Origin of the sequence: Sorangium sp. So ce321 (genome assembly GCF_051530195.1) — a bacterium.
In the GTDB taxonomy this organism is placed as follows: Bacteria; Myxococcota_A; Polyangia; order Polyangiales; family Polyangiaceae; genus Sorangium.
Map to the genome: position 1 here is coordinate 8,222,039 of NZ_CP150329.1, position 25,052 is coordinate 8,247,090.

The window sequence follows — 25,052 nt, forward strand, 5'->3', positions numbered from 1 at the left end:
CGGTGACGCAGCATATACTGGCTCGAAGCGATGCGCGCCCTGGTCCTGAAAGCCGCGAAGAGCCCGCTCGTCCTCGAGGACCGGCCCGACCCGCGGCCAGGCCCCGGCGAGGTGCTGCTGCGCGTGCGCGCCTGCGCCGTGTGCCGCACCGATCTGCACGTGGTCGACGGCGAGCTGCCGGACCCCCGGCTGCCGGTCGTGCCCGGGCACCAGATCGTCGGCGAGGTCCTCGACGAGGTGCCCGCGCCCGGCGCGGGGCCGCGGTTCGCGCGGGGCGCGCGCGTGGGGGTGCCCTGGCTCGGGTGGACCTGCGGCGCGTGCGCGCACTGCCGCGCCGGGCGGGAGAACCTCTGCGACAGGGCGCGCTTCACCGGCTACCAGATCGACGGCGGGTATGCGGAGCTCGCCGTCGCGGACGCGCGCTTCTGCTTCCCTGTCCCTGCGGGCTTCGCGGACCTCTCGGCCGCGCCGCTGCTCTGCGCCGGGCTCATCGGCTACCGGACGCTGCGCATGGCGGGGGACGCGGAGCGGATCGGGATCTACGGGTTCGGCGCCGCCGCGCACATCGTGGTGCAGGTGGCCCGCTTCGAGGGGCGGCGCCTCTTCGGGTTCGTCCGGCCGGGCGACGAGGCGGCGCGGGCGTTCGCGCTGTCGATGGGCGCCGAGTGGGCGGGCGCTTCCTCGGACGCGCCGCCCGAGGAGCTCGACGCGGCGCTCATCTTCGCCCCGGCCGGCGAGCTCGTGCCGGCCGCGCTGCGCGCCGTGCGCAAGGGCGGCGCGGTGGTCTGCGGGGGAATCCACATGAGCGATATCCCGTCGTTCCCCTATTCGCTCCTCTGGGGCGAGCGGGTGCTGCGCTCGGTGGCGAACCTGACGCGCAGGGACGGCGAGGAGTTCCTCGCGCTCGCGCCGCGGGTGCCAGTCCGGACCGAGGTGAACGTCTACCCGCTGGAGGCGGCCAACGAGGCGCTCGACGACCTGCGGCACGGCCGCTTCTCCGGGGCGGCGGTGCTCGTGCCGGGCCGTGCTGGCTAGTTTAGCGTGTCAGAAATCCCGCCAGGGTTCCGGTGCGGTGTCGAACCGTCGCGATACGTTGCTTTCGGCGGGATTTCGGGAGGGCGTGACGACGGATCGCACCCCCTCGGACGGCATGGACCCAACCCGGGCCCAAGCGCCGAGCCCTGGGCCCGGGGAGCTCGCGATGGTCGATCCATCGCCTCGAGCCGCCGTGGTTGCGTCGCTCGCCGGCACCCTGAGCCGAGCCGTCGCCCTCGGGGACGCGGAGGCAGCCCGGGTCGTGCACGAGGCGATCGGTCAGCTGCTCGGGCTACCGGTGGCACCGGAGGGGTGAGCAAGCTTGGGCCGAACGTCGAGCCCGCCGCTCGCGTCGACTCGCTGCCGGAGCCTTGCCGCTCGCCAGTGCCGCAGGCTCTGCTGGGATCGCCCGCGCGCGGCGGTTGCGTGCCGAAGCGCCCCGGAGGCATCCGGAAAGTGATGCCGGCAAGCAGCAGGCCTGTGCCGGGAGGCAACGGCGGCGGCGTGCGCAGGCGACGACCCTCTCGCCGCGTTGCTGCATGGCGACGCCATGGCGGAACTGCGGACGCCACGGGGAGCGGTGGGAAAACGAGTGGCGAAGCGGCTCCTGCATGCTGGCGCGGAGGCGGCACGCGCACCATGCGCCTCGGCGCCAGAGAGCGCAGATTCAAGCACGAGCCTGACACGCTGCTCATCCATGGTCCCGATGAGAGGCATGACCATCACCTGCTCGGTGATCGGGATCATCGGCGTGGACAGCTCCGCTAGCCGGCTCTGCTGCACCCGGATGATCTCCTCCTGCAACGCTGCGCGCTCGCGCTCTGCGTTCTCGCGCGCCGACATATCGAGCGCGAGGCGGGTGCTCGGCGAGCGCCTCCGCCGCCGCGGCAGCGAGCGTCGCGGCCCGCCGCCCCCCGCCCCGCCGCTCCGCCATGGCGCCGCCATGGGCGATAGCCCGGCGGGTTGTCGAAATTCGCGGCGAAAACGCGCCCTCACCGCGTGGCGTGCGGCGTGCGGTGTCGGCGCCGTGTGGCCAGCGCGGCTCGCACCACGGGCGTCGTCTACGAGCGCCGTCGCCCCGAGAAGACGACGCTCTACGAGATCGTGCGCGACAATGTGGAGACGCTGTACGGGGCCATCGACGACGGCGCCATCGCCGTCCGAATACCCAAGCACGCGAAGAAGGAGCTCGAAGCCTACCTCGACTGCGGGCTGCTCTGCCGCGGGTTCGCGCGGCTCCGGTGCGAGCGCTGCGAAGAGAGTCGGCTGGTGGCCTTCAGCTGTAAGGGACGCGGTTTCTGCCCGTCGTGTCTGGGCCGACGCATGTGTGCCACGGCGGCGAACCTGATCGAGGACGTCCTGCCCGAGGTGGCGTTCCGGCAGTGGGTGTTGACGTTTCCGTTTCCGTGGCGGCGCAGGCTCGCCCAGGACGGGGCGTTGTTCGGCGTGCTGACCCGCATCTTCGTCGAGAGCGTGGAGCGGTTCTACGAAGAGCGCGGTGCGCGCCGAGGCGCGTGCGGCGCGGTCAAGAGCGGCGCGGTGACCGTCGTGCAACGCACGTCCGGCGACATGCGGCTCAATCCGCATCTGCACGTGGTCTTCCTCGACGGGGCTTATCACGAAGACGGCACCGAGCTCGTGTGGAACGAACTCGGTCACCTGCGAACGGGCGAGGTCGGTCAAGTCCTAGAGCACGCCGTCGGGCGGATGCTCCGTTACCTCCGGCGGCACGGGCATCTCGAGATCGAGCACGACGTCGAGGAGGACGACGAGCCCGAGGCCGCGCTCTGCGCCTCCGCTCGGTCACCTGCGAACGCGCGAGGTCGGTCGGGTCCTAGAGCACGCCGTCGGGCGGATGCTCCGTTACCTCCGGCGGCACGGGCATCTCGAGATCGAGCACGACGTCGAGGAGGACGACGAGCCCGAGGCCGCGCTCTGCGCCTCCGCCGTCTCGGGACGAGAGCCGCCCGCCGGCCCGCAATGGCTCCGCGGGCTCTCGCCGTCCTTTCCGAGCGCGCTCGCGTACGACAAGCCGCTGTGCGCTGCGCTCGATGGCTTCACCTTGCACGCAGCGACGCGCGCCGGTGCGCACCATGCCGCGGCGAGGGAGGCGCTGCTGCGTTACGTGTTGCGACCCCCGATCGCAAAGGAGCGCGTCGAGCCGCAGCAGGACGGCCTGGTGCGGCTCTCGCTCAAGCGCGCCTTCGCTGACGGGACTGTCGCGGTGGACATGGATCCGCTCTCGCTCCTGTGCCGCCTCGCGGCCAGCGTCCCGCCGCCGCGCTTTCACACCGTCAAGTACGCTGGCGTGCTCGCCTCGGCAAGTCCATGGCGCAAGCGCATCGGACCGCGCCCTGCGAAGCCAGAAGAGCCTACGAAGGCGGACGATGACGCCGCTCCGAAACGCAAGCGTGGCGGCTATCGACCGTGGGCCGAGCTCTTGCGCCGCACATTTGCGATCGATGTCCTCGAGTGCCCAGCTTGCAAGGGGCGGATGAAGCTCGTCGCCATGGTGACCGAGCCAACGAACATCGCCCGCTTCCTCTCCGCGCTCGGCGAGCCGACCGATGTTCCAGCACGCTCTCCCAACCGGGGGCCACCGTACTGGAAAAGCACCGTTCTGCGCCGCAAGGCGCCCGGTGACGCCGCATAGCGTCTCGCGACGCGCCTCCCGGGCCAGACCAACGCCCGGACGGACACGTGTGCCACGGCACGCCGACGCGCCCCCGCAGCGCGCTCGGCGCCGCCCGGACCACGCTCTTTCGACCCAGGACCGAGCCATCACGACGCTCGCGGTCCCACCCTTTCGCTTTGCTGCGCTACACTTCTTCGCGCTGCGATCCGGCTTCTTTTACCTACGCGCTGCGCATGATCGCGTCGTAGCTCTCTCCGAGGAGGACCGTCCCGTCACCGAACCGCCGCAGGGACGGCACGATGAGATCGATTTTGCTGTCGGCGTCGACGTCGAGCGTGTGAAGCTCCGTATCGCAGGGGTAGCCGGTGAGCAGCTCGATCGATTCGCTCGTCGGGTCGAAGCCCGCGGGCGTCGCGCCGCGCGCGGGCCTCCAGAGGTGGACGGCCCACACGGAAGAGGCCGGAATCGGCGACTGTCCCAGTCGGTCGTGGTCCTCGCACTGGAGCAGATCCGGCATGCCATCGCCGTCCAGGTCGGCGAGGTGCATCGAGCCGCCGGGGCTGCTCAGGCTCGGCGGTGCGGGCGTGACCCCGAGCGGGAACGGCCGGCGGATCCCCGTGTCATGAAGCGCGAAGGTCCGGTCCGGCCGGGACAGGAGCACATGCCACGTGGTCTTGGAATCGTAGGCGTCGTGGAGCAAGACGTCCCTCCGCCCATCGTCGTCGAAGTCCAGGACCGTCCCGAGCTCGGGCTGAAGTAGGGCCGGATCGGAGGGCCCAGCCGGATCGGCGACGAACAGCCAATCCTCAAGGAAGGCGAGCTCCGCCGGTGCGAGGTAGGTCGATGCGACGCGCGGCCCGAGGTTTCGCGCCACCCGCCACGCGGTGATCGGATTCGACGGCGTGCTGAGCCCCGCGACCATGTCCGGAATCACGAGGTCGTCGAGCCCGTCGGCGTCGATGTCGAACACCATCGGGCTCGCCAGCTCGGAGACCGGCTTGTCGACATCCGTCGTCAGCCGCTTGAACCCCGGCTTCCCGTGACTGTACTGAAAACGTGTGGGAGGCTTGCAGACCCGATCGCTCGCGCACTCCTCGACCTGGGTCAGGAGCGTCCGGCTCGTCGTCGGGCTGAGCTCGTAGCGGAATCCGTAGCTCCGGACCAGCGCGTCGCCCGGACCGAGCATCTGGATCTCCTCCAGGCCAAGCGAGCGCTGGAGCGCCATGCCGCCCGAGGAGCCGGTGCGAATGGCGGCCGGATCCTTGGTGCCATACACGAAGCGCACCGCCCGGGAAGGCGCGAGCGATGGCGTGCCCTCAAAGCCCGTGTAGCGGATCTCATCCACTGCGTAGTCCGCGGCATGGCCGTCCTCGGCCTCGGCGAGGCAATACGCGTAGGTCATGGCGTTGCCCCGGCCGTCACGAACCTTTTCCGCGAGCCACGCGCGCGGGACCTCTCCCCGCGCGAGCGGCTTGCTGCCTTCGGTGCGTCCGTACTCGACGACGCGGCCATTCGGCAGGTAGGCCTCGAAGAAGAGCGCCTCGGCGGGCGCACCGCCCTCCGGAGGGTAGTGACCGACCACCTTGACGAAGGTCTCCGGGAACGTCCGGTACTCGATGGTTCCCGGTCCCTCTTTCACAGGGACGAGGCGCTGGCCGTCGAGGCAGAGCTTGTCCTCGCCGTCGTACCGCACGCCGCGGATCTCCCCGTCCTGCGCGAGGCTTTTCGGGCATCGCGTGATCGCGGAGAGCCCTGCGATGGCGAAGCTGGCGCCGAGCACGCCGTCGCCGCCATCGCTGCGATAGACGAGCTGGAGCCGAGGTCCCATGCCAGCGCGGGAGGGCACGGTAGCCAACTCCATGGTGTACACGGCCTCGCCGGTGCTCGTGATCGAGAACGTCCCCGGCAGGGTGCCGGCGGCGACGGTCTCGATCGCCAGCGCGGGGCGGGACGTGGCAGGGCCGTGCGCGCGCTGGGTCCGGCAGGCGACGAGGCCCGGACGCGGATCCATGGGCGGGTCGCCGCGCACACACTGGCATCCAGCCTGCGCGAGCACGCAAGCGAGAAACATCAAGAGCGGGCTCCACGCCCGGAGAACGCGTCGAAGAACGAGCGCCATCGCAGCCCCCCTCGCACCGAGGAGGCCATGGCGCGGCGGCCCGCGTCAAGCGCTGATCTGGAGTCGGTCCCCCTTCCCTATGCTGAGCTCAAGGCATTCATCAGGGTGTCTGTGCGCGGCCAGCGTGCACGCGGCAACAGGGATTGTGCTGTGTCCATAACGCTTTTGGTCGTCCGTGCTGGAGGCGCAGCAAGGCGAGATCGATCGGACGGTGCATCAACATCATCGCCCGCCCATCGCCCTGGGTGTGGCCCTTGCGGCGCTCACCGGGGTCGACCATGCCATCACCGGGGCCATGATGCCCCGCTCGACGAGCTTGCTCCTGCGCGTTGCCGACTGCCGCACTGCGGTCGTGCGTGACCACCTCGGCGGCGATCCGAAGCGCCGCGCTCTGTTCGTGCTCCTCGGCCGTCCACCGCCGTGCGGGAGGTACCGGCAACGGCCTTTCGTTCCAGGGAATGGTTACGGTTCCACCCAAGTCCACTTGGGCGAGAAGAGGCACATGTAGATCGTCGCCTCGCCCATCATCATCACCCCGTCCATGTCCACATCCGGCACCACCTCGTTCCCGAGCTCCGGCGGGATCGTCTGGTAGCCGGGGTACGTGGCCTCGATCTCTTCCACGACCGCCGCCGGTATCTCGTCGGGCTCGCCCGTATCGTGGATCCCATAATAGGGCCCGCCCTGCGGCAACGTGCATGGATTGGCGCAGCAACCACGGCGCACGATCGCGGACCATCGCAGGCCGGTCCTCGTGATGTAACAATGGCCGCGGATTCCACGAGAAAAGTGCCCAGGTCGAGACTAGACGTGCAGCTCGTTGAGCCGCCGGAACCCCCGCCCGATCCGCCACCCGTTCCGTCAGGCCCGCCGCCCGAGCCGCTCCCACCGGTGCCGCCGTCGGGTCCAGGCTCCGAACTGCGACCCAATCCGGCCCAGAGCCCCACCACGACGAGGCCCACCGAAACCAATGTAATATTTAACACGTTTTTAATCGCTTCTGTAACGGGAAGCAACGTTCGTGCCAGTCGCAGGGGCGACACGCGCCCGTCCTGTCAGCCAGGAGCGCTGAAGAAGATTCCCTTTTCATTTCGCAGAGTTGAGAAAATTTCCCCTGCCCCGTCGTTTACGACCATGCGCCGCACGTCGTGCTCCATGAAGGCCAGGCGAGTGGCGAGGCCGCCCCGTCGAGCTTCTTCTCACCTCTAACATCAGGAGTCAGCCATGCGTTTTATGATGATGCACAAGAACGATCCCGAAACCGAAGCAGGAAACCCGCCGCCCCTCGAGCTCGTCCACAAGATGGGCGCCTTCGTCGGCGAGTTCGCACAATCCGGTCGACTCATCGACGGTGCCGGCCTCGGTGGCAGCAAGACGCGAACGCGCTTGGTCTTCCGCGAAGGCAAGGTCACCACCAAGCGCGGCCCCTACCCGGGCGCGCACGAGCTTCCCGCGGCAACCTTGCAACTCAAGGTCGGCACCCTCGATCAAGCGCTCGGCTGGGCGGAGCGCTACGGCAAGATCCTCGGCGACTGTGAGCTCGAGGTCGGCAAGGTCAACGAGCCGTGGGACATCGGCGTCATGCCCATGCCGGAGAACCCTCCACTCCAGGTGCTCCTGATCGAAAAGGCCGATCAGTCCACCGAGGCTGGCGGGCGGAGTGCCCAGCAGAAGGCTGCGCTCTCGCGCCTCCGGACCGAGATGACCAAAGCTGGCGTGCTCGTCCGCACCCATCGACTCGAGCCGAGTGCCCAGGCCAAACGCCTCATGTTCACCAAGGGCGAGCTCAGCGTGCTCGACGGGCCCTTCGCGGAGTCGAAGGAGCTCATCGGTGGCTTCGCGGTCCTCGACCTCTCGGGGATGGACGAAGTCATCGACGTGTCCCGGCGCTACGCGGACATCCTCGGTGGTACGCTCGAGATCGACGTGCGTCTCGTCAGCAAGGACGAAGAGTAGGCGCGCGGGGCGGAGACGGCCGTCGAGGCGGTCTCGCCGCCTGCGGTGTGGCGTCGAAGGGAGCGGCGTGCCGGTGTTCCTGGTGTCGGTGGGGCCGCGGCGGGACGAGACGATCGTGCTTCGGGACGCGTTCGGTTGAACGTCAGGCCGAGAGGCTCTTCATGTCGATCACGAAGCGGTAACGAACGTCGCCCTTCACGGTCCGCTCGTACGCCTCGTTGACCTGCTGGATCGGGATCACCTCCACGTCGGAGACGATCCCGCGCTCGCCGCAGTAATCGAGCATCTCCTGGGTCTCCTTGATCCCGCCGATCGCGGAGCCCGCGAACCGACGGCGACCGAGGAGCAGGCCGAAGGCCCCGATCTCGAGCGGCTTCTCCGGCGCGCCCACGAGCACGAGCGTGCCGTCGCGCCGGAGCGTGCCGATGAGCGCGTTCACGTCGTGCGAGGCCGACACGGTGTCGAGGATGAAGTCGAACGAGCCTCACCGCGTGGCGTGCGGCGTGCGGTGTCGGCGCCGTGTGGCCAGCGCGGCTCGCACCACGGGCGTCGTCTACGAGCGCCGTCGTCCCGAGAAGACGACGCTCTACGAGATCGTGCGCGACAACGTGGAGACGCTGTACGGGGCCATCGACGACGGCGCCATCGCCGTCCGGATACCCAAGCACGCGAAGAAGGAGCTCGAAGCCTACCTCGACTGCGGGCTGCTCTGCCGCGGGTTCGCGCGGCTCCGGTGCGAGCGCTGCGAAGAGAGTCGGCTGGTGGCCTTCAGCTGTAAAGGACGCGGTTTCTGCCCGTCGTGTCTGGGCCGACGCATGTGTTCCACGGCGGCGAACCTGATCGAGGACGTCCTGCCCGAGGTGGCGCACCGTCCGTGGGTGTTGACGTTTCCGTTTCCGTGGCGGCGCAGGCTCGCCCAGGACGGGGCGTTGTTCGGCGTGCTGACCCGCATCTTCGTCGAGAGCGTGGAGCGGTTCTACGAAGAGCGCGGTGCGCGCCGAGGCGCGTGCGGCGCGGTCAAGAGCGGCGCGGTGACCGTCGTGCAACGCACGTCCGGCGACATGCGGCTCAATCCGCATCTGCACGTGGTCTTCCTCGACGGGGCTTATCACGAAGACGGCACCGAGCTCGTGTGGAACGAACTCGGTCACCTGCGAACGGGCGAGGTCGGTCAAGTCCTAGAGCACGCCGTCGGGCGGATGCTCCGTTACCTCCGGCGGCACGGGCATCTCGAGATCGAGCACGACGTCGAGGAGGACGACGAGCCCGAGGCCGCGCTCTGTGCTTCCGCCGTCTCGGGACGAGAGCCGCGCCACACGTCGTCGCCCCGCAATGGCTCCGCGGGCTCTCGTCGTATTGTCCGAGCGCGCTCGCGTACGACAAGCCGCTGTGCGCTGCGCTCGATGGCTTCACCTTGCACGCAGCGACGCGCGCCGGTGCGCACCATGCCGCGGCGAGGGAGGCGCTGCTGCGTTACGTGCTGCGACCCCCGATCGCAAACGAGCGCGTCGAGCCGCAGCAGGACGGCCTGGTGCGGCTGTCGCTCAAGCGCGCCTTCGCTGACGGGACTGTCGCGGTGGATATGGATCCGCTCTCGCTCTTGTGTCGCCTCGCAGCCAGCGTCCCGCCGCCGCGCTTTCACACCGTCAAATACGCGGGCGTGCTCGCCTCGGCAAGTCGCCCACGTTGGCGCGCAATCGCATCGGACCGCGCCCTGCTAAGCCACAAGAGCCTACGAAGGCGGACGAAGGCGCCGCTTCGAAACGCAAGCGTGGCGGCTATCGACCGTGGGCCGAGCTCCTGCGCCGCACATTTGCGATCGACGTCCTCGAGTGCCCAGCTTGCAAGGGGCGGATGAAGCTCGTCGCCATGGTGACCGAGCCAAGGAACATCGCCCGCTTCCTCTCCGCGCTCGGCGAACCGACCGACGTCCCAGCACGCTCTCCCAACCGAGGGCCGCCGTACTGGAAGAGCACCGTTGTGCGCCGCAAGGCGCCCGGTGACGCCGCATAGCGTCTCGCGACGCGCCTCCCGGGCCAGACCAACGCCCGGACGGACACGTGTGCCCACGGCACGCCGATGCGCCCCGTAGCGCGCTCGGCGCCGCCCGGACCACGCTCTTTCGACCCAGGACCGAGCCATCACGACGCCCGCGGTCCCACCCTTTCGGTTTGCTGCGCTACACTTCTTCGCGCTGCGATCCGGCTTCTTTTACCTACGCGCACACTCAGGTCGCCTACCCCTGGCCGGACGATGTCCCGCCTCGGGGCGACAAGGAAGTCTGGCAGACCGAGATGTCCGGCGTGAAGTGGTGGCCGGAACAGGGACCGAGCAACACCATCGAGAACGGCGTGGCCATCGCCCGTTGGGTGCACAGCGCGCTCGTGGTCGGCGAAGCCAACGCCTGGCTCTGGTGGTGGTACTCGGGCAACACCACGAACGAAGGCTTGATTCAGCAGTCAGGCAGCGTCACCACCAAGCGCTACTACACGTTCGGAAACTTCACCCGCTACATTCGCCCCGGCTACCACCGCGTCGCCGTCACCGGCGTCTTCCCGGAAAAGGTCCTCGTCAGCGCCTACACAAACGACAGCGGCAAAGTCGTCGTCGTCGCCATCAACGAGACAACCTCCGCCCAGACCGTTCCCCTCGCCTTCGCAGGCGGCACCGCGCCAAGCGCGATGGTCCCCTTCGTGACCGCCGCTTCGAAGAACTGGGCCGAAGGAACTCCCGTCACCGTAACGGACGCCACGCTCCCGATGGCCCTCGAAGCCATGAGCGTGACGACGTTCGTGAGTCAGTGAAGCCTAGCCAGATCGGCCCCGTCGCTCAGGGGACGTTCATCAGGGCGTTCTGCTCTGCTTGCACGCGGCCATCGGTGCAGAACTTGCAGTTGTCGCCGTAGAAGAAGTTCCTGTTCGCTGTGTCATCCATCAGATGAACGCGGAACCAGGCCGCGGCCGACGACAGGGACACGCCATTTGCGCCCTGATAGACCCAGCTACCGTGATCCGCGTTGAGCTCGTTGAGGAAAAACGCGGGCTGATCGGTGACCGTCTTGAAGACATCGTGGACCCTGCTGCAGGGCACCGTGGAGTCGTTCCCCCCGCAGAAGAACAACATGGGGGTGTGCACTCCCTCGAGGGCACTGGTGCCGCAAATCGTGCCGAGGGCCGAGAAACGGGGATCGGAGGCCGTCTTGCAAGTCGACATGCCCCCATAGGAATGGCCAAGCTGGCCGATCTTCGTGGTGTCGAGGGCGTGATAGTACGGGCTGCTCGCATCCTCGGCTTGTTCCAAGATCCAATCGAGGCCCGCGGTCGTGGGAAGAGGATCGCCTTCGGCGGTCGCGGTGCTGAGAGAAGCCACCACGACGAAACCGTGGGACGCGAGATGGTTGACGATCGGTCCGTATTGTCCGCACCACTGATTGCTGCCGGCGTTGACGACGCATTTCGGCGGGTTCTGCTCCGGATTGTCCCGGTAGCCATTGGCCCAGATCAGGATCGGATGGCAGTGGCCGCTGGTTGCGATATTGCTCGGGCGGTACACGTGGAAGCGCTGTTGCTCGTCCCCATAGATCGGATCGGGAACGACGCCGGCGAGGGGGCCGACGTTCTTGTCTGCGGTGACCGAGAAGGGGCCCGTCTTGGTAGGATCGGCCGTGGGGAACGGGTCGCCGACGCAGCTACTGACCGAGCCGCCGCTACCGGTCGTGCCGCCGCTTCCGGCATTTCCTTGGCCGCCGCCGCCCGAAGCCGCGCCACCCGTGGCCCCACTCGAGCCGCCAGCCCCACCACTGGATGCGCCGCCGCTGGATGCGCCGCCGCTTTCGGCCGTTCCCCCAGAGCCCGTCGCACCACCGGAGGCCGTGCCCCCGCTGCCCGTCCCACCGCTGTCCGTGCCAACCGCGCCCCCGCTCGCGGCAGCGTCCCCATTCGATCCGTTACCACACGCCGCGGTGGAAACGCACACGCCCAAAGTCAGTAGCCAACGCCTCATGGTGACTCTGTCCTCGCCCAGCCGCTCAGCGTCGTCAAGCGCTTTGGCGGATAGGACAAGCAAACGCGTTCCGCAAAGTCAAGATTCTCGGAGCCGTTCCTGGCTCGTGCAGTCCGACTGTACGAGCTTATCGACAGAACGGGCCTTATGCGATCAGACAGGCCTTCCACTCGTGAAACGCCTGCGATTACCGCGACGTCGCACCAAGCGGAAGGCATCCTACCGTATAGCTGTACACTACTGGCACCAAGCGGAAGGCATCCTACCGTATAGCTGTACACTACTGAGCTCGTCCAAACGGCCGCCGTCGCGGTTCGCGGCGCGTCGTGATGGCCGGCGCACGCACCTCAGGGCAGACCTCCCCCCGGCCACGTCGTCGAGCAGCGTCCCTCCCCTTTCAGTTTCGTCACGCGGGGTCCGCCGGGTACCGCGCGCGGCACTCCAGCGGCTCGGCGAACAGACCGAGGTGGCTCAAGATCTTCCTCGCCGTCGCCTTGTCCGTGATCGCGGCCATGAGTCGCATCCGCCCGCTGCATCGCGGGCACGCGAGAACATCTACTGCGTAAGTCCGCCGCAAAAGCTTCGCCCATTCGACGCGAGGCGACGTCGCCAGAAGGAGCCCATCCAGCAGCCGATCAAGATGCCGGACCGAGATCCCCTCCGACACGAATCCAACATCAGCCCACGGCAGTACAGCGCCCAGCGCAGTCGACACCCGCTCGCGCTCGACCGCGCCATGCACCATCGTCAGCAGCGCCCCAACCGCCACGTCCCGAGCGCCTCGCTCCGACACTGCCGACGGCGCCGCCTCGCTTCGCTCGTCTCCTCTGCGCGACGGCGTCTCCATGCCTCTCGCCGGCCCCTTCGGCGCCTGCCTCGCCGGCAAGGGCGTGATCGTCGTCGTCTTCTTCTTGTCATCGCTGCCCGCGCTATCAGCTCCGGCGCGCTGCTCGCCCTTACGCGCCTTCCCCGTCGCCTTCGGCACCACGAGGCTGCGTTGCTTCGCATGCGGCGCGAGCACACCGTGGTAGCGCACCAGCGGATGGCGCGACGGCGGCACCAGCGCGGCGAGCCTCGCGAAAAACACAATCGGCGTCATCACCCGATGCGTTCCTTTTCGCCGCGGGTATTTCACCTGATAGGCCACCCGACCGTCGCGGAGGATGCTGAGCCGCTCCAAAGCGAAGCAGGGACGCGCGCAATACCGGACGAGCCGCTCGCGCCCCTCGTCGTCGTAGCCCTCGATGCGCACCGCCGCCTCGACGTTGAAACCATCGAGCTCCACCGTGAGCGGCCCACGGCGCTTCGCCTCGAACCGCGCTTCGCCTCCATCGTCCGGCGTAAGTCCTCGCCCTGGCCCGTCCCCCGAGCGCCTCGAGATCGTGTAATCGCGCGCGCGCGTGAGTGCCGGCGGCACGTCGTTCACACACGGGTGCGCGTCCCCCTCTGGACCGGGGCATGTCACGGCGGTCATCAGCAGGCGCCACACCGCCGTGTCGCGCGCAGCTCCGCGCCGCGAGGGCGACTCAGCGACCCGTCAGATCTGCGACGTCCGCTGGGTCCGCCGCCGGCGCGGCACGCGCGGCGGCGAGCGCCGCACGGACGATCTCTTCGGTGTGATCCTCGAAGTCGTTCGGATCGAGCTTCCCCGCCGCGAGCATCGCCTTCACCTCGTGGGGCAGCGGCACGGTCTCGCGCCGCAGCCCCGCGCGTGTCGCGACGCGCAGGTAGAAGCGCGGCTCGAGCTGGGATCCAAGCTTCCAGAGCTACGAGCGCGCCCACGAGCTCGGGGGCCCGATCGTCGGCGACGACCAGGCGGTGGCGGCCGTGGTGATGAAGCGGCTGGAGATCTCGGGCGAGCCGCAAGAGGTCTATCGCGCCTCGGAGGAGCAGCTCGACGTCGTGTTCGACAAGCGCACCCTGCACGTCAACCCCGCCACGGGCCGCGTGCTCGACGAGGGGCAGGAGCCGCGGTTCCTCCTGCGCGTGGCCAACTGGCTACACCTCAACCGCGGCAAGAAGGCGTGGACCTACGTGGCCGACACCTACGCGGCCGGGCTCCTGGTGCTGGCCCTGACCGGCGTCTTCATGCTGCCGGGGCGCCGCGGCCTGCTCGGCCGGGGCGGCGTGTGGCTGGCCATCGGCGTCCTCGTGCCGGTGCTCTACGTGCACTTCTCCGGCGGCCCCTGACCCTCCGCCGGGCTTCCAGACGCGCCTCGTCTCGCTCGCGCTCCTGCCGGTGATGGCCGGCGCGCTGATCGTGCACCTCCCGAACAGCTGGATGTTCTCCGGCCAGGGGGGCGGCTGGGAGTACGTCGCCTTCCTGATGATCGCGCTCGGCGCGCAGGCGCTCCTCGGCGACGGCGCGCTCGCCGTGGGTCGGCCGCAGCGCGGCTAGTGTCGCGCGTCAGAAACCCTGCCAGGATTCCGGTGCGGTGTCGAACCGTCGCGATCCGTTACTTTCGGCGGGATTTCGAGGGGGCGTGACGACGGATCGCACCCCCTCGGGTGGCATGGACCCAGTGCCCGCCGGCTCTACTGGGATCGCCCGCGCGCGGCGGTTGCGTGCCGAAGCGCCCCGGAGGCATCCGGAAAGTGATGCCGGCAAGCAGCAGGCCTGTGCCGGGAGGCAACGGCGGCGGCGTGCGCAGGCGACGACCCTCTCGCCGCGATGCTGCATGGCGACGCCATGGCGGAACTGCGGACGCCATGGGGAGAGCGGTGGGAAAACGAGCGGCGAAGCGGCTCCTGCATGCTGGCACGGAGGCGGCACGCGCACCATGCGCCTCGGCGCCAGAGAGCGCAGATTCAAGCACGTGCCTGGCACGCTGCTCATCCATGGTCCCGATGAGAGGCATGACCATCACCTGCTCGGTGATCGGGATCATCTGCGTGGACAGCTCCGCTCGCCGGCTCTGCTGCACCCGGATGATCTCCTCCTGCAACGCTGCGCGCTCGCGCTCTGCGTTCTCGCGCGCCGACATATCGAGCGCGAGCCGGGTGCTCGGCGAGCGCGACGGAAAACTCCAGGGCCGCGGGCGTGTGCGCGACGACGTGCCCGGGCGGGTTCCCCGGGGCACGCACCTCGTCGACGACGCTCCCCTTCACGAAATGACAGGGCCAATTCCGTGTGCCCGCCATGGCGGGTCTTAACTACGGGCAGAAGCGTTCCGCAGCTGAAAGCCTAGCATTGGTGTCGACACCGCCAGAAACAAGCACGGCACCGTCACGAAGCACGTTCATGGTGTGCCCAATGCGGGGTGCACGGAGGTCGCCCGCTGTCGACCAATGCATAGTCGACACATCCAGAATTTCGGTGTTCGTTAGATATTCATCAAGCGGTCCATATCCGCCGGACACAAGCACTGATCCATTGGGAAGAACTGCCATGCGGTGGAGCTGACGCGGGACTGTTAGTGGAGGACCTGGCGACCATCGATTCGTGGCGGGATCGAATATCTCTGTTGTGGATGTAGGCTGCAGGCCCTCGCAGCTTCCGTCGCCGGTGACGCCGCCGACGACTAGAACCTTGCCGCTGCTCAGCAGCACTGCTGCATGGCCATAACGCGGGATGCTCAAGGCCGGCCCTGTACTCCATGTTCCCGTAGCATCGTCGTAGATTTCGGTTTCGGGATACAAATCATATCCTCTGCTGCATAGGCAAATGCTAGACCTGCATGTGTAACCCCCAGCAACGATTGCCTTGTTTGGGGCGAACGGCGTTGCTGTGTGAAGCAAGCGGCGTATTTGGAGGTTGCCGGAGTCTGTCCACGTGTTCGTCGTGGCGTCGAATAGTGCTGTTGTGATTGGTGGGCACGAGTAGGCGCAGTTGTTTCCTCCGACGAGAAGAGCTTTCCCGTTGCTGAGCAAAGAAAGGGTCCCTCCGGAGTGAGCCTCATTGGGTTTGCTTGCGAGCGATTCCCATGTGTCTGTGGTCTCTGAGTAGACCTCGGTCGGTGCGCTCTGATAACCAGAGTCGATGCCTCCCGCAAGGAGAACGCGTCCATCAAGCAGCGTTACGAGGGTGCGCCTGTCGTTCTGAGGGCCGGTAGTGGAACCCGTCGGGAACCATCTTGCGGTTGCCGGATCGAATATTTCAGGTCTGTCGTCAGGTAAGCCTCCGCCAGCCACAAGAACACGTCCCGTGGGTAACTCAGTGCTCGTGTGGTCGTATCGAGTGACAGCCATGCTGGATGTCACGGCCCAACCAGAAGGAGTTTCGGAGCACAAGCCAATCGCTCCTCCGGTGCCGCTATCCCCGCCGGTGCCGCTATCCCCGCCGGTGCCGCCAGCGCCGCCTGTGCCCTCGCCAGCGCCGCCTGTGCCCTCGCCAGCGCCGCCGGCAGCGCCAGTGCTGGCGGCAGCGCCAGTGCTGGCGGCGCCGGCACCTCCGACGCCGCTGTCCGAGTTCGCACCGCCCGTGCCTCCGGTGCCACCGTCGCCTGCGCTGGACGAGCTCGCTCCGGTCGATGCCCCGCTTTCGCTCGTCCCGGCATCCGCGACACAGATCTGCCCCCTGCATGCGCCGCTCGTGCAGTCCGCGTCCCCGCTGCACGTCTTGCCGTCTGGGCACGAGGCGCACGGGCCGCCGCAGTCGACGTCAGTTTCCTCACCGTTCTTCATGCCATCGTCGCAGGCCGACGCAGCAGCGGTGCACCACGGGGGATCGTAGAGCTCCGCGTCTGGGAACAGCGGCGCCGAGATCGTCCAGCAGTCAAACACACCGAACGGAGGAATGGCCTCCGCGCTCGCCTCGCCGTACATCGCCGCGGTCAGGCACAGCTGGCCGTTCTTAAGCGCGATCCTGTCCTTCACCCCCACTTCGGGATCGATCGCCACCCGCAGGGCGCCGCCCGCGCTGGTGTCCGGCTTGCACTCCGCCGGCGGCTTGGCCCACGTGAGTTCGAGCGCCGGGTCGAAAAACAGCTTTGCCTCGCCCTCGGCCGCAACATGTAGGTCGTCGAAGGTCACGTTGGGCGTGACCTGCACTCCTGCCTCCACGGGCTTGCCCGACTCGAAATGGAAGCGCGCTTGTGCCTCGACGCTGGCGACCATACTCGCGGACAGATTCAGCGAGGAAGTCACGGAGAGACCGACCTTCGGGATCAGCCCTGCCTTGGCCTCGATGAAACCAAGGTTCACCTTCTGTCCCAGGGTTGGCACCGGGATCTCCCGCGGGGCTGGCTCCCAAGTGCCGTTGATCGCTGCCGTCACCTCCGCACACAGCGCGGCCTTCGAGCGGACGTCGATGTGGACGACGAGGTGAAACGGATTCAAATCGAAGACAGCTTTTTCGATCCAGATCGCGCCGCCGATCCGTCCGTCGTCGAGCGTGAGCGAAAAGGAATCCTTCTTCAGCTCTAACGTAGGAATTCCGACGAAGGCCCCAGTCCAGCCTCCGGACCAGCGCTCCGGATCGCACGCGACGCCGCCGCTCAGGGCCTTCACCGCGGGGTCCGGATTGCGGATCCCGTAGAAGCCGCCCGTTGCGACGTCCTCCAGGCTGCCCGGAGTGACCACGACATCCACCTTGGTCCCGGTCCGGCTCGAGCTCGTCACCTTGGCGACGTAACCGTCCGCCGACCGATCGAACAGCACATCCCCAGGCTCGAGCGCCGGCACGCTCGCGGCGTCCCGGAACGTGAGGGTGACATGCGTGTCGATCGCCACGGAGGACTCAAGGCCAGGGAGATCGGCCACGCGCACCACGTTGGGTGCCCAGTCGATGTGGTTGACGTAGACGAGTTCCTTCGCATCCACCGAAGTCCCGTTCGCCGTCACCCGCAGCCTGGGCTCGACCTCGCCGACACGTGTGAGCGTGACGGCGTGGCTGCCGGACACCGGACAGGTCGCTATGGAAGTCTCGAACGTTCCATCTCCGTCGGTGTCCAGATCGCATCGCATCGTGACGCCTGGGGACGCCTCAATCTCCCACAAGAGCCGAGTGGAGAGCGGCGCATCCCCCCAGAGCCTGTCGGCCGAAAACAAGTGGATCTTCACCCCGCCGTCACCGTCGCCCGTCGCTCCACGCGACGGCGCCTCGCGCGTGCCGCAGCCGGCGACGACCACGACAAGGAAGCACCCCATGCGGCAATGCAACGACTTGACGTGTGCCGAATGCATAATCTCCCTCCCCAGCCGGCCGGTGGGCGCGAGACAATCAGCGGACTGCTGTTACCCTCGCCTTTCAAGCGCGTCAAGGGCGCGCGCCCGTGTCTTGCCCAGGAAAGGCGGACTCTTCAGCCGGTGCCAGGAACACGACGGTCGCGGCAATTCACGTCATTACACGGTGCCAGGTTATGGCACCTCGTGCGCTGGGCACGCCCATCACGATGAGGTCTGGATTGCGGCTGGAGAGCCGCTCCGGACCAGGAACAGGCTGCCGATCTAACCCAGGGTCATGAATGGCACAACCCTCCCCACCGAGGTCGGCCTGCATGCAAGCGGCTGCTCGGGGCGATTCCGCGCGCCCTGATCGCGCGCGAGATCCCCGATGCGCTCGGCTGGGAGTACGTCCACGCGGCACCTGCCGATCGGCCCCCCATTCCTGCGCGGGGACGCGTGGATCGTGATGGGTGGCCTCCACCCGAGCAGCGCTGCACCGTCCGAGCAGCGCTGGACCGTGCATCGTGAGGCAGGTTTCCCGTCCCCCGCCGGCCGCGGCGCTCCCCGCCCACCCGCGGCACCGCCGGCCCCGCCGCGTGCATTCACCTGGGGCACGCCGCTCCCGAGCCCCGGATGTCAGCCCGAGACACGCGTCGTGATTCACCCTTGTGTAGATGGCCACGGAGATCCGCAGGAATCTAACCACGAAGATCCGCGGAAACGTGACCGTCGCGTCTGCAGAAAATGACCGCGGCGCCCGCGGAAATCTGCCCCCTGGGCGCCGTGGAAATGTGACCCGGCGTCGCCCGGGTCAGCGCCTCTTCACTGTCGCCGGTGCAGGCGGCTCGCCGGCTTCGGCGTGCTGGCGCGGCCTGTTCGACGCTCGCGGTATCGGCGCGTGGCGCCCGGCGCCCTCTCGGGGCCTCCGGCTGCGCAGGAGCATCGGCCGCCCTCGGCGTCGTGGCGCGCCTGCGGACGACCACGCTGGTCGCGGCGCCAGTGCCCACCGCGGCTTGCCCTGCGCGCTGCCGCTCCCCGCCACCTTCGCCGTAGGTTGCTCTCGCATCGCGCCGCGAACCTATGGCGATGGCGCACCACGCGAGTGGTCCTCCCCCGCTTCCGTCGACACCCCGGACGGCACCAGGAGGCAGGGATGGGACGGAGAAAGAGGAGGGCGTTCACGCCCGAGTTCAAGGCGGAGGCGGTACGGCTGGCGAAGGCGAGCGACCGGAGCATCGGCCAGGTGGCGAAGGACCTCGACCTGACCGAGACGGCGCTGGGCGACTGGATCAAGCGCGCGGACACCGACGCGGGCCACGGCCCGCCGGGGGCGCTGACGACGCCGGAGCGTGAGGAACTGCAGCGGCTGCGCCGCGACGTGAAGCGGCTGGAGATGGAGCGCGAGATCCTAAAAAAAGCGGCGGCCTTCTTCGCGAAGGAAAACGAGTGAGGTTCGAGTTCATCGACGCGGAGAAGGCGCACTACCCGGTGCTGGTGCTGTGCGCGGTGCTGCTGGTCTCGCGCAGCGGCTACTACGGGTGGGCCAAGCGCTCGGAGTCCGCGCGGGCCAAGTCCGACGCTCAACTGAGCGCGCAGATCAGGGCCGTGCACCACAAGAGCTGTGGCCGCTACGGCAGTCCGCGCATCCATGCGGAGCTGCGCGCTCGCGGCATGCGTGTCGGCAAGAAACGGGTCGAGCGGCTGATGCGCGCTCAGAGGCTCGCGGCTCGGAGGAAGCGGCGCTTCCGCCGCACCACCGATTCGCGGCACAACGGCCCGAGCGCCCCGAATGTGATCGAGCGGCAATTCGATGCCCGAGCGCCCAACCAGGTCTGGGTGACGGACGTGACGTACATCCCCACCGGCGAGGGCTGGCTGTACCTGGCCGTGATCCTGGACCTGTTCTCGCGCCGCGTGGTCGGCTGGGCCGCGAGCGCGTTCAACGATCGCGCCCTGGAGGACCAGAGCGCATGGCGCGGCGGTACCACAGACGCGCGTTTCGCTCACCTGCCGATCGCCATCCGGGGCAGAGTTTTTTTTCAAGAAGCCGGCCGCGCGCCGCGCCTCTCAACATTCCCGACCTCGGCGAGCGCGAGGGCCGATGCGCGAAGTGCCCCCGACAAAAGGCGGCCTTACCCACCAGTTACATCCGCTGCCCTCGCACTCGGTCGTCCGACAGTCGGTAGCCGCTATTCCACGGAACGGAGTCAAAGCCAAAGCGGCTGCAGCGCGAACGGAGGGGGGCCCTACGAAACTACAGCGGGAAAATGATGAAGTCGTAGTGCACCTGGCTCTGTGGCGTCGGGCCCAGGGGGGATTAGGTAGTCCAACCGCCTGCTGGCCCCGTACGGGATTGCACGAGCAACCGCCGCCCTCGAGGCTCGTGGCCGGGCCGGCCGGGTTGGCGGGGCCCGCGCCGCTCGCGCCGGCCGCCGGCGCCGCCCCGCCCCCCCGCCTTGGGGTGAGCCGCCCGCCCCGCCCGCGCCCGGGTCGGGCAGCGTGCCGCCGACGAGCGTGACGTCGGTCGTCAGCTCGGCCACGACGAACGGCGCCGCCTTGCCGGGCGCCTCCCAGGTGGCGCGCAGCTTGGCGCCGCGGTCGTTCTTGCCCGCGTTCGCCTGCTCGAGGATCTCGACGTAGTGCTTGGTGGTGGGCTGGTAGACGAGCCGCACGAAGGCCTTTCCCGCGCCGTCGGTGAAGGCCGAGGGCAGCGTGAACGCGTACGAGACCTCGTCGTAATCGCGATAGCCGCCCGCGCCGTCGTCGGGGATTAGGTAGTCCAACCGCCAGCTGGCCCCGTACGGGATTAGGTAGTCCAACCGCCTGCTGGCCCCGTACCCCCGCGGCGGGGGGCGCGTTGGCCCGGCGAGGCGGGGTGGCGGCGCCGAGCCGCATTCCGCTGTCACTGCAAATGGCCGCAAATTTCTGAATCAAAGTCGGCTCGCGACGGAGCACGCGCTCGATCTCCTCTTGCACGACGCCGACTCGCGCGTTAAATATTGAACCACATGGTTCAGTATTCGAGTGCCCGCCTCGATGCTTCCTTCGCCGCGCTTTCCGACGCGACCCGGCGCGGCGTTCTGGAGCAGCTCGGACGAGCCGACGCTTCGATCACGGACCTCGCCGAGAAGTTTCACATGACCCTCACGGGCATGAAGAAGCACGTCGGCGTCCTCGAGCGGGCCGGGCTCGTCACCACCGAGAAGGTCGGCCGCGTGCGTACCTGCAAGCTCGGCCCGCGCCAGCTCGACGAAGAGACGGCGTGGATCGAGAGGTACCGCCAGCTCTGGGCCGCACGCTTCGACGAGCTGGACAAGGTCATCGAGGAGCTGAAACGAAAGGAGAACGTCGATGGACGCAAGTAAAGAGAGTGAGCCCAAATTGACGAGTAATCGCACGACGGTGGAACCGAAGTCCGATCGCGAGATCGTCGTCACACGGACCTTCGATGCCCCGGCGCGCATCGTGTTCCAGGCGTGGACCACGCCGGAGCTGTTCAGGCGGTGGTGGATACCGAAGTCGATGCCCGTGCCTCTACTTTCCTACGAAGCGGATATTCGCGCCGGCGGCAGCTACCGCCTGGTCTTTGGTCACGATGCCGCGCAGCCGATGGCGTTCTTCGGCACGTACCTCGAAGTGACACCGCATTCGCGCATCGTGTGGACGAACGACGAAGCGGGCGACGATGGCGCCGTCACGACCGTGACCCTCGAGGAAAAAGGCGGCAAGACGCTGCAGGTGCTGCACGAGCTCTATCGATCGAAGCAAGCGCGCGACGCCGCCCTGGCCTCGGGCGCGTACAGCGGGATGGGCGAGACGTTCGAGCAGCTCGATGAGCTTCTCGTCACGCTTGGTACGACGGCGCGATCGTCCTGAAGCCATCGCGCGGGAGGGGCGCCGGGGAGCGCGACGAGCGCGGTCCTCCTTCTCGGCGCTGCGCATTCACGCGGGCGGCGCGAGGCGCACGAGGGCCGCCGCCTCGGCACGCGCGCGAAGAGGGCGCGGAGCTCGGGCGGGATTCTCTGCAAATGCACGCGTCGTCACCGCGTTCGTTCGAGTGGATCCTCTTACGGCCACGCGCAACCGACCCGCGCTTCCAGATGGACGGGCGGTCGGGCGTTTGCGAGAACGTCGACCGACTCGCCAGGGCGGCTTCCGAGAAGGCTTGCCTCCTCCGGACCTCCTGCACGCAGACGCCAGAAGATGAGCCCCCGAACGCTCCTCGCCGCGGCCGCGCTCGCGCAGTTCGGCCTCTCGCTCCACGTGCTCTCTCGACCGAGATCGAACGTCCACCGGGGGCGAGCGCGTCCTCGCACGCGGAGCGGAGCGGCGAGGTCTTTCGCTTACCGACCGCGTCGAGCACGGCATGGTAGCGAGCTCCTTCGGGAGGTGACGGCTCCGTCGTGTAGTCCATCACGTGCGCCGCGCCGAGAGAGCGGACGAGCTCCGCATTGGCCGCGCCACACACCGCCGTGACTTCGGCCCCCATGTGGCGCGCGAGCTGGACGGCCGAAGTCCCTACGCCGCCCGAAGCCCCGTAGATCACGATAGCGTGGCCCGGCTCGAGCGCCGCGCGGCGGAGGTAGTGGAGCGCCAGCAGGCCGCCGTAGGGAATGGCGGCGGTCTCTTCATAAGCGAGGTTTCGCGGGGAAAGTGCTGCGGCGCTCGACGAGCGCGTCGAGGGGAATGAACATGAACGTCCAAGCTCGAGCCGAATCTCTGAGGGAACCCGACCTGACCCAAGGTCCCCGAAGGCCGAGGGAGAGCGCCACCCTGCCGTCCTGAGAGCTCGTGCGGCCGAGAGCACCTCACGGCAGCCGACCTCGTGGCGCGCTCCCTCCTGCGCCGAGCTCGAGCCCTCCCCAGAAGAACACCAGGCGATCGACGCTGAGCACGTTCGCCTCGTCGTTGAACAGGCCCTTGAGCATGAACCGCGACGTTGCGTCGCCCGGCCACGGCACGCCGTGCCGCCGGCCGAACTCGACCAGCGGCGCGGGCACGGCGCCCTCGCTCCACGGCGCGTCGGCGGTCTCCTCGTAGGTGACGTAGTCCGCGACGAGCCGCCGCAGCTCCGCCGCGGCCTGCTCCGCCGCGGCGACCGTCGAGAACTCCGCTGCCTGCATCACGACGTGGCCCATGCGTGCAGTGTATACGAGTCCGCGGGGCGACGGCGAGGAAACCGCCTGTTCGCGGGACGCCGAGCTCCAGGCGACCCCGGAGCACGACGGGACAGGCTGCCGCCGTTCGTGGAAGCCCGCAGATTCGTACTCACGGAGACCAGCGTCAGCGTATCGAGCAAAGCGCGCGTCACTCCGAAGGACGCCGGCTGCGAGCACTTCGCGACGGTCACGTGATCCGAGGGCGCGTGCATTTCCGTGCAAGCCCTCCAGCCGTCGATTCAGGCAAAGATCATCACGAAATACAATATTACAGTGGTAGCGACCCCGGGCACCGAGCTCCTGTCACAGCTGCTCGACCGTATTGTGCTCGTAGTACTCGACGAGCTCCAGGCCGGACCCGTTGAGCCCCGCCTGGGCATTGATGTAAGGCAAGGCGTCTCGGACCGCCTTCATCGTCGTGGCAATGGCACGCCGAGTCCCCACGACCAACGCCGCGTGGTGCTCCACCGCCCGCCGCGGATCGGTGACGTAACGGAAGAGCTCCTGGATCTCCGGGATGTACACGCGCCCGCGCGTCCCGAAGGTCTGAATGCGCTCTTCCTTCACCTGGCCCACGCCGCCGTACATGAAGATCTTGCCTTCCCGCGCGTTGGTACAGGGGCGCAAGAACGCGCAGGTACCGGGCTTGAGGTCTCCGTCGACGGCTCCCCAGCTGTTTTCCCGCCCCACCACATCCGCCAGGATCTGGTGCTCGGTGATCTTGGAGCCTGGGTGCATCACGCTCTTGGCCCACACCCCACAGTGGAAGAGATCCACCTCCTGCCGCTTGTCGTCGAACATGTTGTTCCAGTCCCCCAGGACCGGGACCAGCCCCGAGGCGCTCTGCAGCATGTACATGCCCATCCAACCAGCAATGTCGGTCTCGCAGGCGGCGGGCAGCAGGCGCTCGGAGAGCATGCTCATGCAAGTGCAAGGCATGACCCCCACCTCGCCTCCCACCTGGTACTTCTGCATCTCCGTCCAGCAGCGCACGGCAATGCCGTCGAGGTCGTTCTCCTCGACGAAGCGGTCGAAGACGACGCCCATTCGCCCGATGGCGTCCAGCGAAGCCGAGGGCACGTCCTCGGCTCCGAAGTGCTCGCGAATCTCGTCTTTCTTCGAGGACAGGCGCGAAGGAGACACGTTGCGCATCTGGCGATCGAGAGCAATCAGCTCCAGCCCCACGGTGCTCAAGCCCAGGTGCCCCAGCAGCTCGGTGGACACGGTGGTCACGGTCTGGAAATCGTCCGGCCCGGAGCCGACCAGGCCGAGGCGCACGCCTCGCCCTCGCCGACGAAACCTGGAGGCCAGCACGCAGGTGGCGTGAAACGCCCGCAGGTCGTCGGCGAAGGCGACCGAGTCGACCGCTTCGCAGTGCTTCGAGGTGAGGGTGTAGGGGTAGCCGATGTGGCGCAGGGCATTGGTCGCGGAGAAGCGACCACAAGCTCCGTCCCGACGCCCTCGCTGGCCCATCTTGCCCTGACCGCGCACGTCCGGCTCGGTGTGAATCAAGACGGGTACGTTCAGATCCGCCAGGCGCAGGAAATCCCGAATGCCGTTCTCGTCCGAGAAGTTGTACATCGAGCAGACGACCCCGATGGCCCCGCCGCCGTCCACCCCGGCGCGGTGCTCCTGCGCCTTTGCGGCGGCACGCTTGGCGTCTGCATAGGTCTCGACATTGCCCAGGTCGACGTATTCCACTGCATCGCCGAGCAGCTCCCGCACCACGGAGGCCGTGGCCTGGGCGCCCTCCACGGCGAAATCCGTGGGAAAGCTGCCGCGGTTGCCCATGAATCCCAAAATCACCGGTTTCCGGCTCATTGTCGTCCTCCTGAAAATGCTCCAAGCCCGCGCACTCGAAGCGCCTCGCCCCGAGCCTCTCTCAGCCCAGCCGCTCGGACGCCTCCGGGTAAACCCGAGTCTTCGGCCGTCCCATCGACGATGGACGTGCTGCGGCCCGCCTCGGGAACAGGGTGGAGTCATCACCTCCACGTCCGAGGCTCGGATCTCCAAGCCCGTGTGTTTTACATCGAAGGAGGGA

The 25,052-nt window shown here is 68.0% G+C and carries 20 protein-coding genes and 4 pseudogenes; 13 read left to right on the top strand and 11 right to left on the bottom strand.

Annotation, left to right across the window (positions count from 1 at the left end):
* The first annotated feature begins 30 nt into the window (after window positions 1-30).
* From WME89_RS30245 to WME89_RS30255, 3 genes and pseudogenes are all read left to right on the top strand, one after another.
* Window positions 31-1,035 carry a zinc-dependent alcohol dehydrogenase family protein gene (locus WME89_RS30245; RefSeq protein ID WP_438003167.1) on the top strand — a complete coding sequence of 335 codons (1,005 nt, stop codon included), beginning with the start codon at window positions 31-33 and terminating at the stop codon, window positions 1,033-1,035.
* Between the two features lie 1,116 nt (window positions 1,036-2,151).
* Window positions 2,152-2,769 (top strand): annotated as a pseudogene (locus tag WME89_RS30250) (transposase zinc-binding domain-containing protein); the annotation flags it as partial.
* A 121-nt stretch (window positions 2,770-2,890) separates the two neighbouring features.
* Complete coding sequence (locus tag WME89_RS30255; RefSeq protein WP_438003168.1) at window positions 2,891-3,688, top strand: transposase; 798 nt, start codon at window positions 2,891-2,893, stop codon at window positions 3,686-3,688.
* A gap of 202 nt (window positions 3,689-3,890) precedes the next feature.
* Here WME89_RS30255 and WME89_RS30260 read toward each other — a convergent pair whose 3' ends face one another.
* Together WME89_RS30260 and WME89_RS30265 are read right to left on the bottom strand one after the other, a co-directional pair.
* On the bottom strand, window positions 3,891-5,789 hold the full coding sequence (locus WME89_RS30260) for an FG-GAP-like repeat-containing protein (protein ID WP_438003169.1): 1,899 nt from the start codon (window positions 5,787-5,789) through the stop codon (window positions 3,891-3,893).
* A gap of 462 nt (window positions 5,790-6,251) precedes the next feature.
* Entirely contained in the window at window positions 6,252-6,515 is a 264-nt protein-coding gene (locus WME89_RS30265; protein ID WP_437923700.1) for a hypothetical protein, read from the bottom strand.
* 498 nt (window positions 6,516-7,013) lie between these two features.
* On the opposite strand from WME89_RS30265, the gene WME89_RS30270 reads away from it, so the two are divergent.
* A complete protein-coding gene (locus tag WME89_RS30270) occupies window positions 7,014-7,745 on the top strand; it encodes a YciI family protein (RefSeq protein ID WP_436625307.1) in 732 nt (243 codons plus the stop codon).
* Window positions 7,746-7,887: 142 nt separating this feature from the next.
* On the opposite strand, the pseudogene WME89_RS30275 reads toward WME89_RS30270, so the two are convergent.
* Window positions 7,888-8,229: pseudogene (locus WME89_RS30275) on the bottom strand (zinc-binding dehydrogenase); the annotation flags it as partial.
* On the opposite strand from WME89_RS30275, the pseudogene WME89_RS30280 reads away from it, so the two are divergent.
* The 4 genes and pseudogenes from WME89_RS30280 to WME89_RS30295 form a co-directional block, all read left to right on the top strand.
* A pseudogene (locus tag WME89_RS30280) lies at window positions 8,213-8,965 on the top strand (transposase zinc-binding domain-containing protein); the annotation flags it as partial. The pseudogenes WME89_RS30275 and WME89_RS30280 overlap by 17 nt on opposite strands.
* On the top strand, window positions 8,878-9,603 hold the full coding sequence (locus tag WME89_RS30285; RefSeq protein ID WP_438011989.1) for a transposase: 726 nt from the start codon (window positions 8,878-8,880) through the stop codon (window positions 9,601-9,603). The pseudogene WME89_RS30280 and the gene WME89_RS30285, both read left to right, overlap by 88 nt.
* On the top strand, window positions 9,600-9,758 hold the full coding sequence (locus WME89_RS30290) for a hypothetical protein (protein ID WP_437595166.1): 159 nt from the start codon (window positions 9,600-9,602) through the stop codon (window positions 9,756-9,758). The genes WME89_RS30285 and WME89_RS30290 overlap by 4 nt, the downstream gene beginning before the upstream one ends.
* A 158-nt stretch (window positions 9,759-9,916) precedes the next feature.
* A complete protein-coding gene (locus tag WME89_RS30295; RefSeq protein WP_436625379.1) occupies window positions 9,917-10,549 on the top strand; it encodes a glycoside hydrolase family 30 beta sandwich domain-containing protein in 633 nt (210 codons plus the stop codon).
* Between the two features lie 25 nt (window positions 10,550-10,574).
* On the opposite strand, the gene WME89_RS30300 is transcribed toward WME89_RS30295, so the two are convergent.
* The 3 genes from WME89_RS30300 to WME89_RS30310 form a co-directional block, all read right to left on the bottom strand.
* A complete protein-coding gene (locus WME89_RS30300) occupies window positions 10,575-11,747 on the bottom strand; it encodes a poly(ethylene terephthalate) hydrolase family protein (RefSeq protein ID WP_438003170.1) in 1,173 nt (390 codons plus the stop codon).
* Between the two features lie 406 nt (window positions 11,748-12,153).
* Entirely contained in the window at window positions 12,154-13,173 is a 1,020-nt protein-coding gene (locus tag WME89_RS30305) for a transposase (RefSeq protein WP_438003171.1), read from the bottom strand.
* Window positions 13,174-13,273: 100 nt separating this feature from the next.
* A complete protein-coding gene (locus WME89_RS30310) occupies window positions 13,274-13,435 on the bottom strand; it encodes a hypothetical protein (RefSeq protein WP_437624180.1) in 162 nt (53 codons plus the stop codon).
* 130 nt (window positions 13,436-13,565) lie between these two features.
* Here WME89_RS30310 and WME89_RS30315 point away from each other — a divergent pair, with 130 nt between their 5' ends.
* Entirely contained in the window at window positions 13,566-13,937 is a 372-nt protein-coding gene (locus tag WME89_RS30315) for a hypothetical protein (RefSeq protein ID WP_438003172.1), read from the top strand.
* 52 nt (window positions 13,938-13,989) lie between these two features.
* On the top strand, window positions 13,990-14,145 hold the full coding sequence (locus tag WME89_RS30320; protein ID WP_438003173.1) for a hypothetical protein: 156 nt from the start codon (window positions 13,990-13,992) through the stop codon (window positions 14,143-14,145).
* A gap of 755 nt (window positions 14,146-14,900) precedes the next feature.
* Here the strand turns inward: WME89_RS30320 and WME89_RS30325 are convergent.
* On the bottom strand, window positions 14,901-17,834 hold the full coding sequence (locus WME89_RS30325) for a Kelch repeat-containing protein (RefSeq protein ID WP_438003174.1): 2,934 nt from the start codon (window positions 17,832-17,834) through the stop codon (window positions 14,901-14,903).
* A gap of 1,171 nt (window positions 17,835-19,005) precedes the next feature.
* On the opposite strand from WME89_RS30325, the pseudogene WME89_RS30330 reads away from it, so the two are divergent.
* Window positions 19,006-19,781, top strand: a pseudogene (locus WME89_RS30330) (IS3 family transposase); the annotation flags it as partial.
* Window positions 19,782-20,098: 317 nt separating this feature from the next.
* Here the strand turns inward: WME89_RS30330 and WME89_RS30335 are convergent.
* The gene (locus tag WME89_RS30335; protein WP_438003175.1) at window positions 20,099-20,635 is read right to left on the bottom strand and encodes a hypothetical protein; all 537 of its coding nucleotides are present in this window, start codon (window positions 20,633-20,635) and stop codon (window positions 20,099-20,101) included.
* A gap of 225 nt (window positions 20,636-20,860) precedes the next feature.
* On the opposite strand from WME89_RS30335, the gene WME89_RS30340 reads away from it, so the two are divergent.
* Both WME89_RS30340 and WME89_RS30345 read left to right on the top strand, forming a co-directional pair.
* The gene (locus WME89_RS30340; protein ID WP_438003176.1) at window positions 20,861-21,217 is read left to right on the top strand and encodes an ArsR/SmtB family transcription factor; all 357 of its coding nucleotides are present in this window, start codon (window positions 20,861-20,863) and stop codon (window positions 21,215-21,217) included.
* Window positions 21,204-21,728, top strand: coding sequence for an SRPBCC family protein (locus WME89_RS30345; protein ID WP_437745411.1), 525 nt, complete (start codon window positions 21,204-21,206; stop codon window positions 21,726-21,728). The genes WME89_RS30340 and WME89_RS30345 overlap by 14 nt, the downstream gene beginning before the upstream one ends.
* Here the strand turns inward: WME89_RS30345 and WME89_RS30350 are convergent.
* From WME89_RS30350 to WME89_RS30360, 3 genes are all read right to left on the bottom strand, one after another.
* Window positions 21,697-22,659 carry a zinc-binding dehydrogenase gene (locus tag WME89_RS30350; RefSeq protein ID WP_438003177.1) on the bottom strand — a complete coding sequence of 321 codons (963 nt, stop codon included), beginning with the start codon at window positions 22,657-22,659 and terminating at the stop codon, window positions 21,697-21,699. The two genes, WME89_RS30345 and WME89_RS30350, sit on opposite strands and share 32 nt — an antisense overlap.
* A gap of 1 nt (window position 22,660) precedes the next feature.
* Window positions 22,661-22,990 (bottom strand): hypothetical protein, encoded by a 330-nt coding sequence (locus WME89_RS30355; protein WP_438003178.1) that lies wholly within the window; start codon window positions 22,988-22,990, stop codon window positions 22,661-22,663.
* 324 nt (window positions 22,991-23,314) lie between these two features.
* A complete protein-coding gene (locus tag WME89_RS30360) occupies window positions 23,315-24,832 on the bottom strand; it encodes an L-fucose/L-arabinose isomerase family protein (protein ID WP_438003179.1) in 1,518 nt (505 codons plus the stop codon).
* Window positions 24,833-25,052 lie beyond the last annotated feature (220 nt).

Bases quoted from the DNA above. Each gene is read 5' to 3' on its own strand.
- WME89_RS30245 (WP_438003167.1), top strand. From the start codon at position 31: ATGCGCGCCCTGGTCCTGAAAGCCGCGAAGAGCCCGCTCGTCCTCGAG.
- WME89_RS30255 (WP_438003168.1), top strand. From the start codon at position 2,891: ATGCTCCGTTACCTCCGGCGGCACGGGCATCTCGAGATCGAGCACGAC.
- WME89_RS30260 (WP_438003169.1), bottom strand. From the start codon at position 5,789: ATGGCGCTCGTTCTTCGACGCGTTCTCCGGGCGTGGAGCCCGCTCTTG.
- WME89_RS30270 (WP_436625307.1), top strand. From the start codon at position 7,014: ATGCGTTTTATGATGATGCACAAGAACGATCCCGAAACCGAAGCAGGA.
- WME89_RS30290 (WP_437595166.1), top strand. From the start codon at position 9,600: ATGAAGCTCGTCGCCATGGTGACCGAGCCAAGGAACATCGCCCGCTTC.
- WME89_RS30300 (WP_438003170.1), bottom strand. From the start codon at position 11,747: ATGAGGCGTTGGCTACTGACTTTGGGCGTGTGCGTTTCCACCGCGGCG.
- WME89_RS30320 (WP_438003173.1), top strand. From the start codon at position 13,990: ATGGCCGGCGCGCTGATCGTGCACCTCCCGAACAGCTGGATGTTCTCC.
- WME89_RS30325 (WP_438003174.1), bottom strand. From the start codon at position 17,834: ATGGGGTGCTTCCTTGTCGTGGTCGTCGCCGGCTGCGGCACGCGCGAG.
- WME89_RS30340 (WP_438003176.1), top strand. From the start codon at position 20,861: ATGGTTCAGTATTCGAGTGCCCGCCTCGATGCTTCCTTCGCCGCGCTT.
- WME89_RS30345 (WP_437745411.1), top strand. From the start codon at position 21,204: ATGGACGCAAGTAAAGAGAGTGAGCCCAAATTGACGAGTAATCGCACG.
- WME89_RS30355 (WP_438003178.1), bottom strand. From the start codon at position 22,990: ATGGGCCACGTCGTGATGCAGGCAGCGGAGTTCTCGACGGTCGCCGCG.
- WME89_RS30360 (WP_438003179.1), bottom strand. From the start codon at position 24,832: ATGAGCCGGAAACCGGTGATTTTGGGATTCATGGGCAACCGCGGCAGC.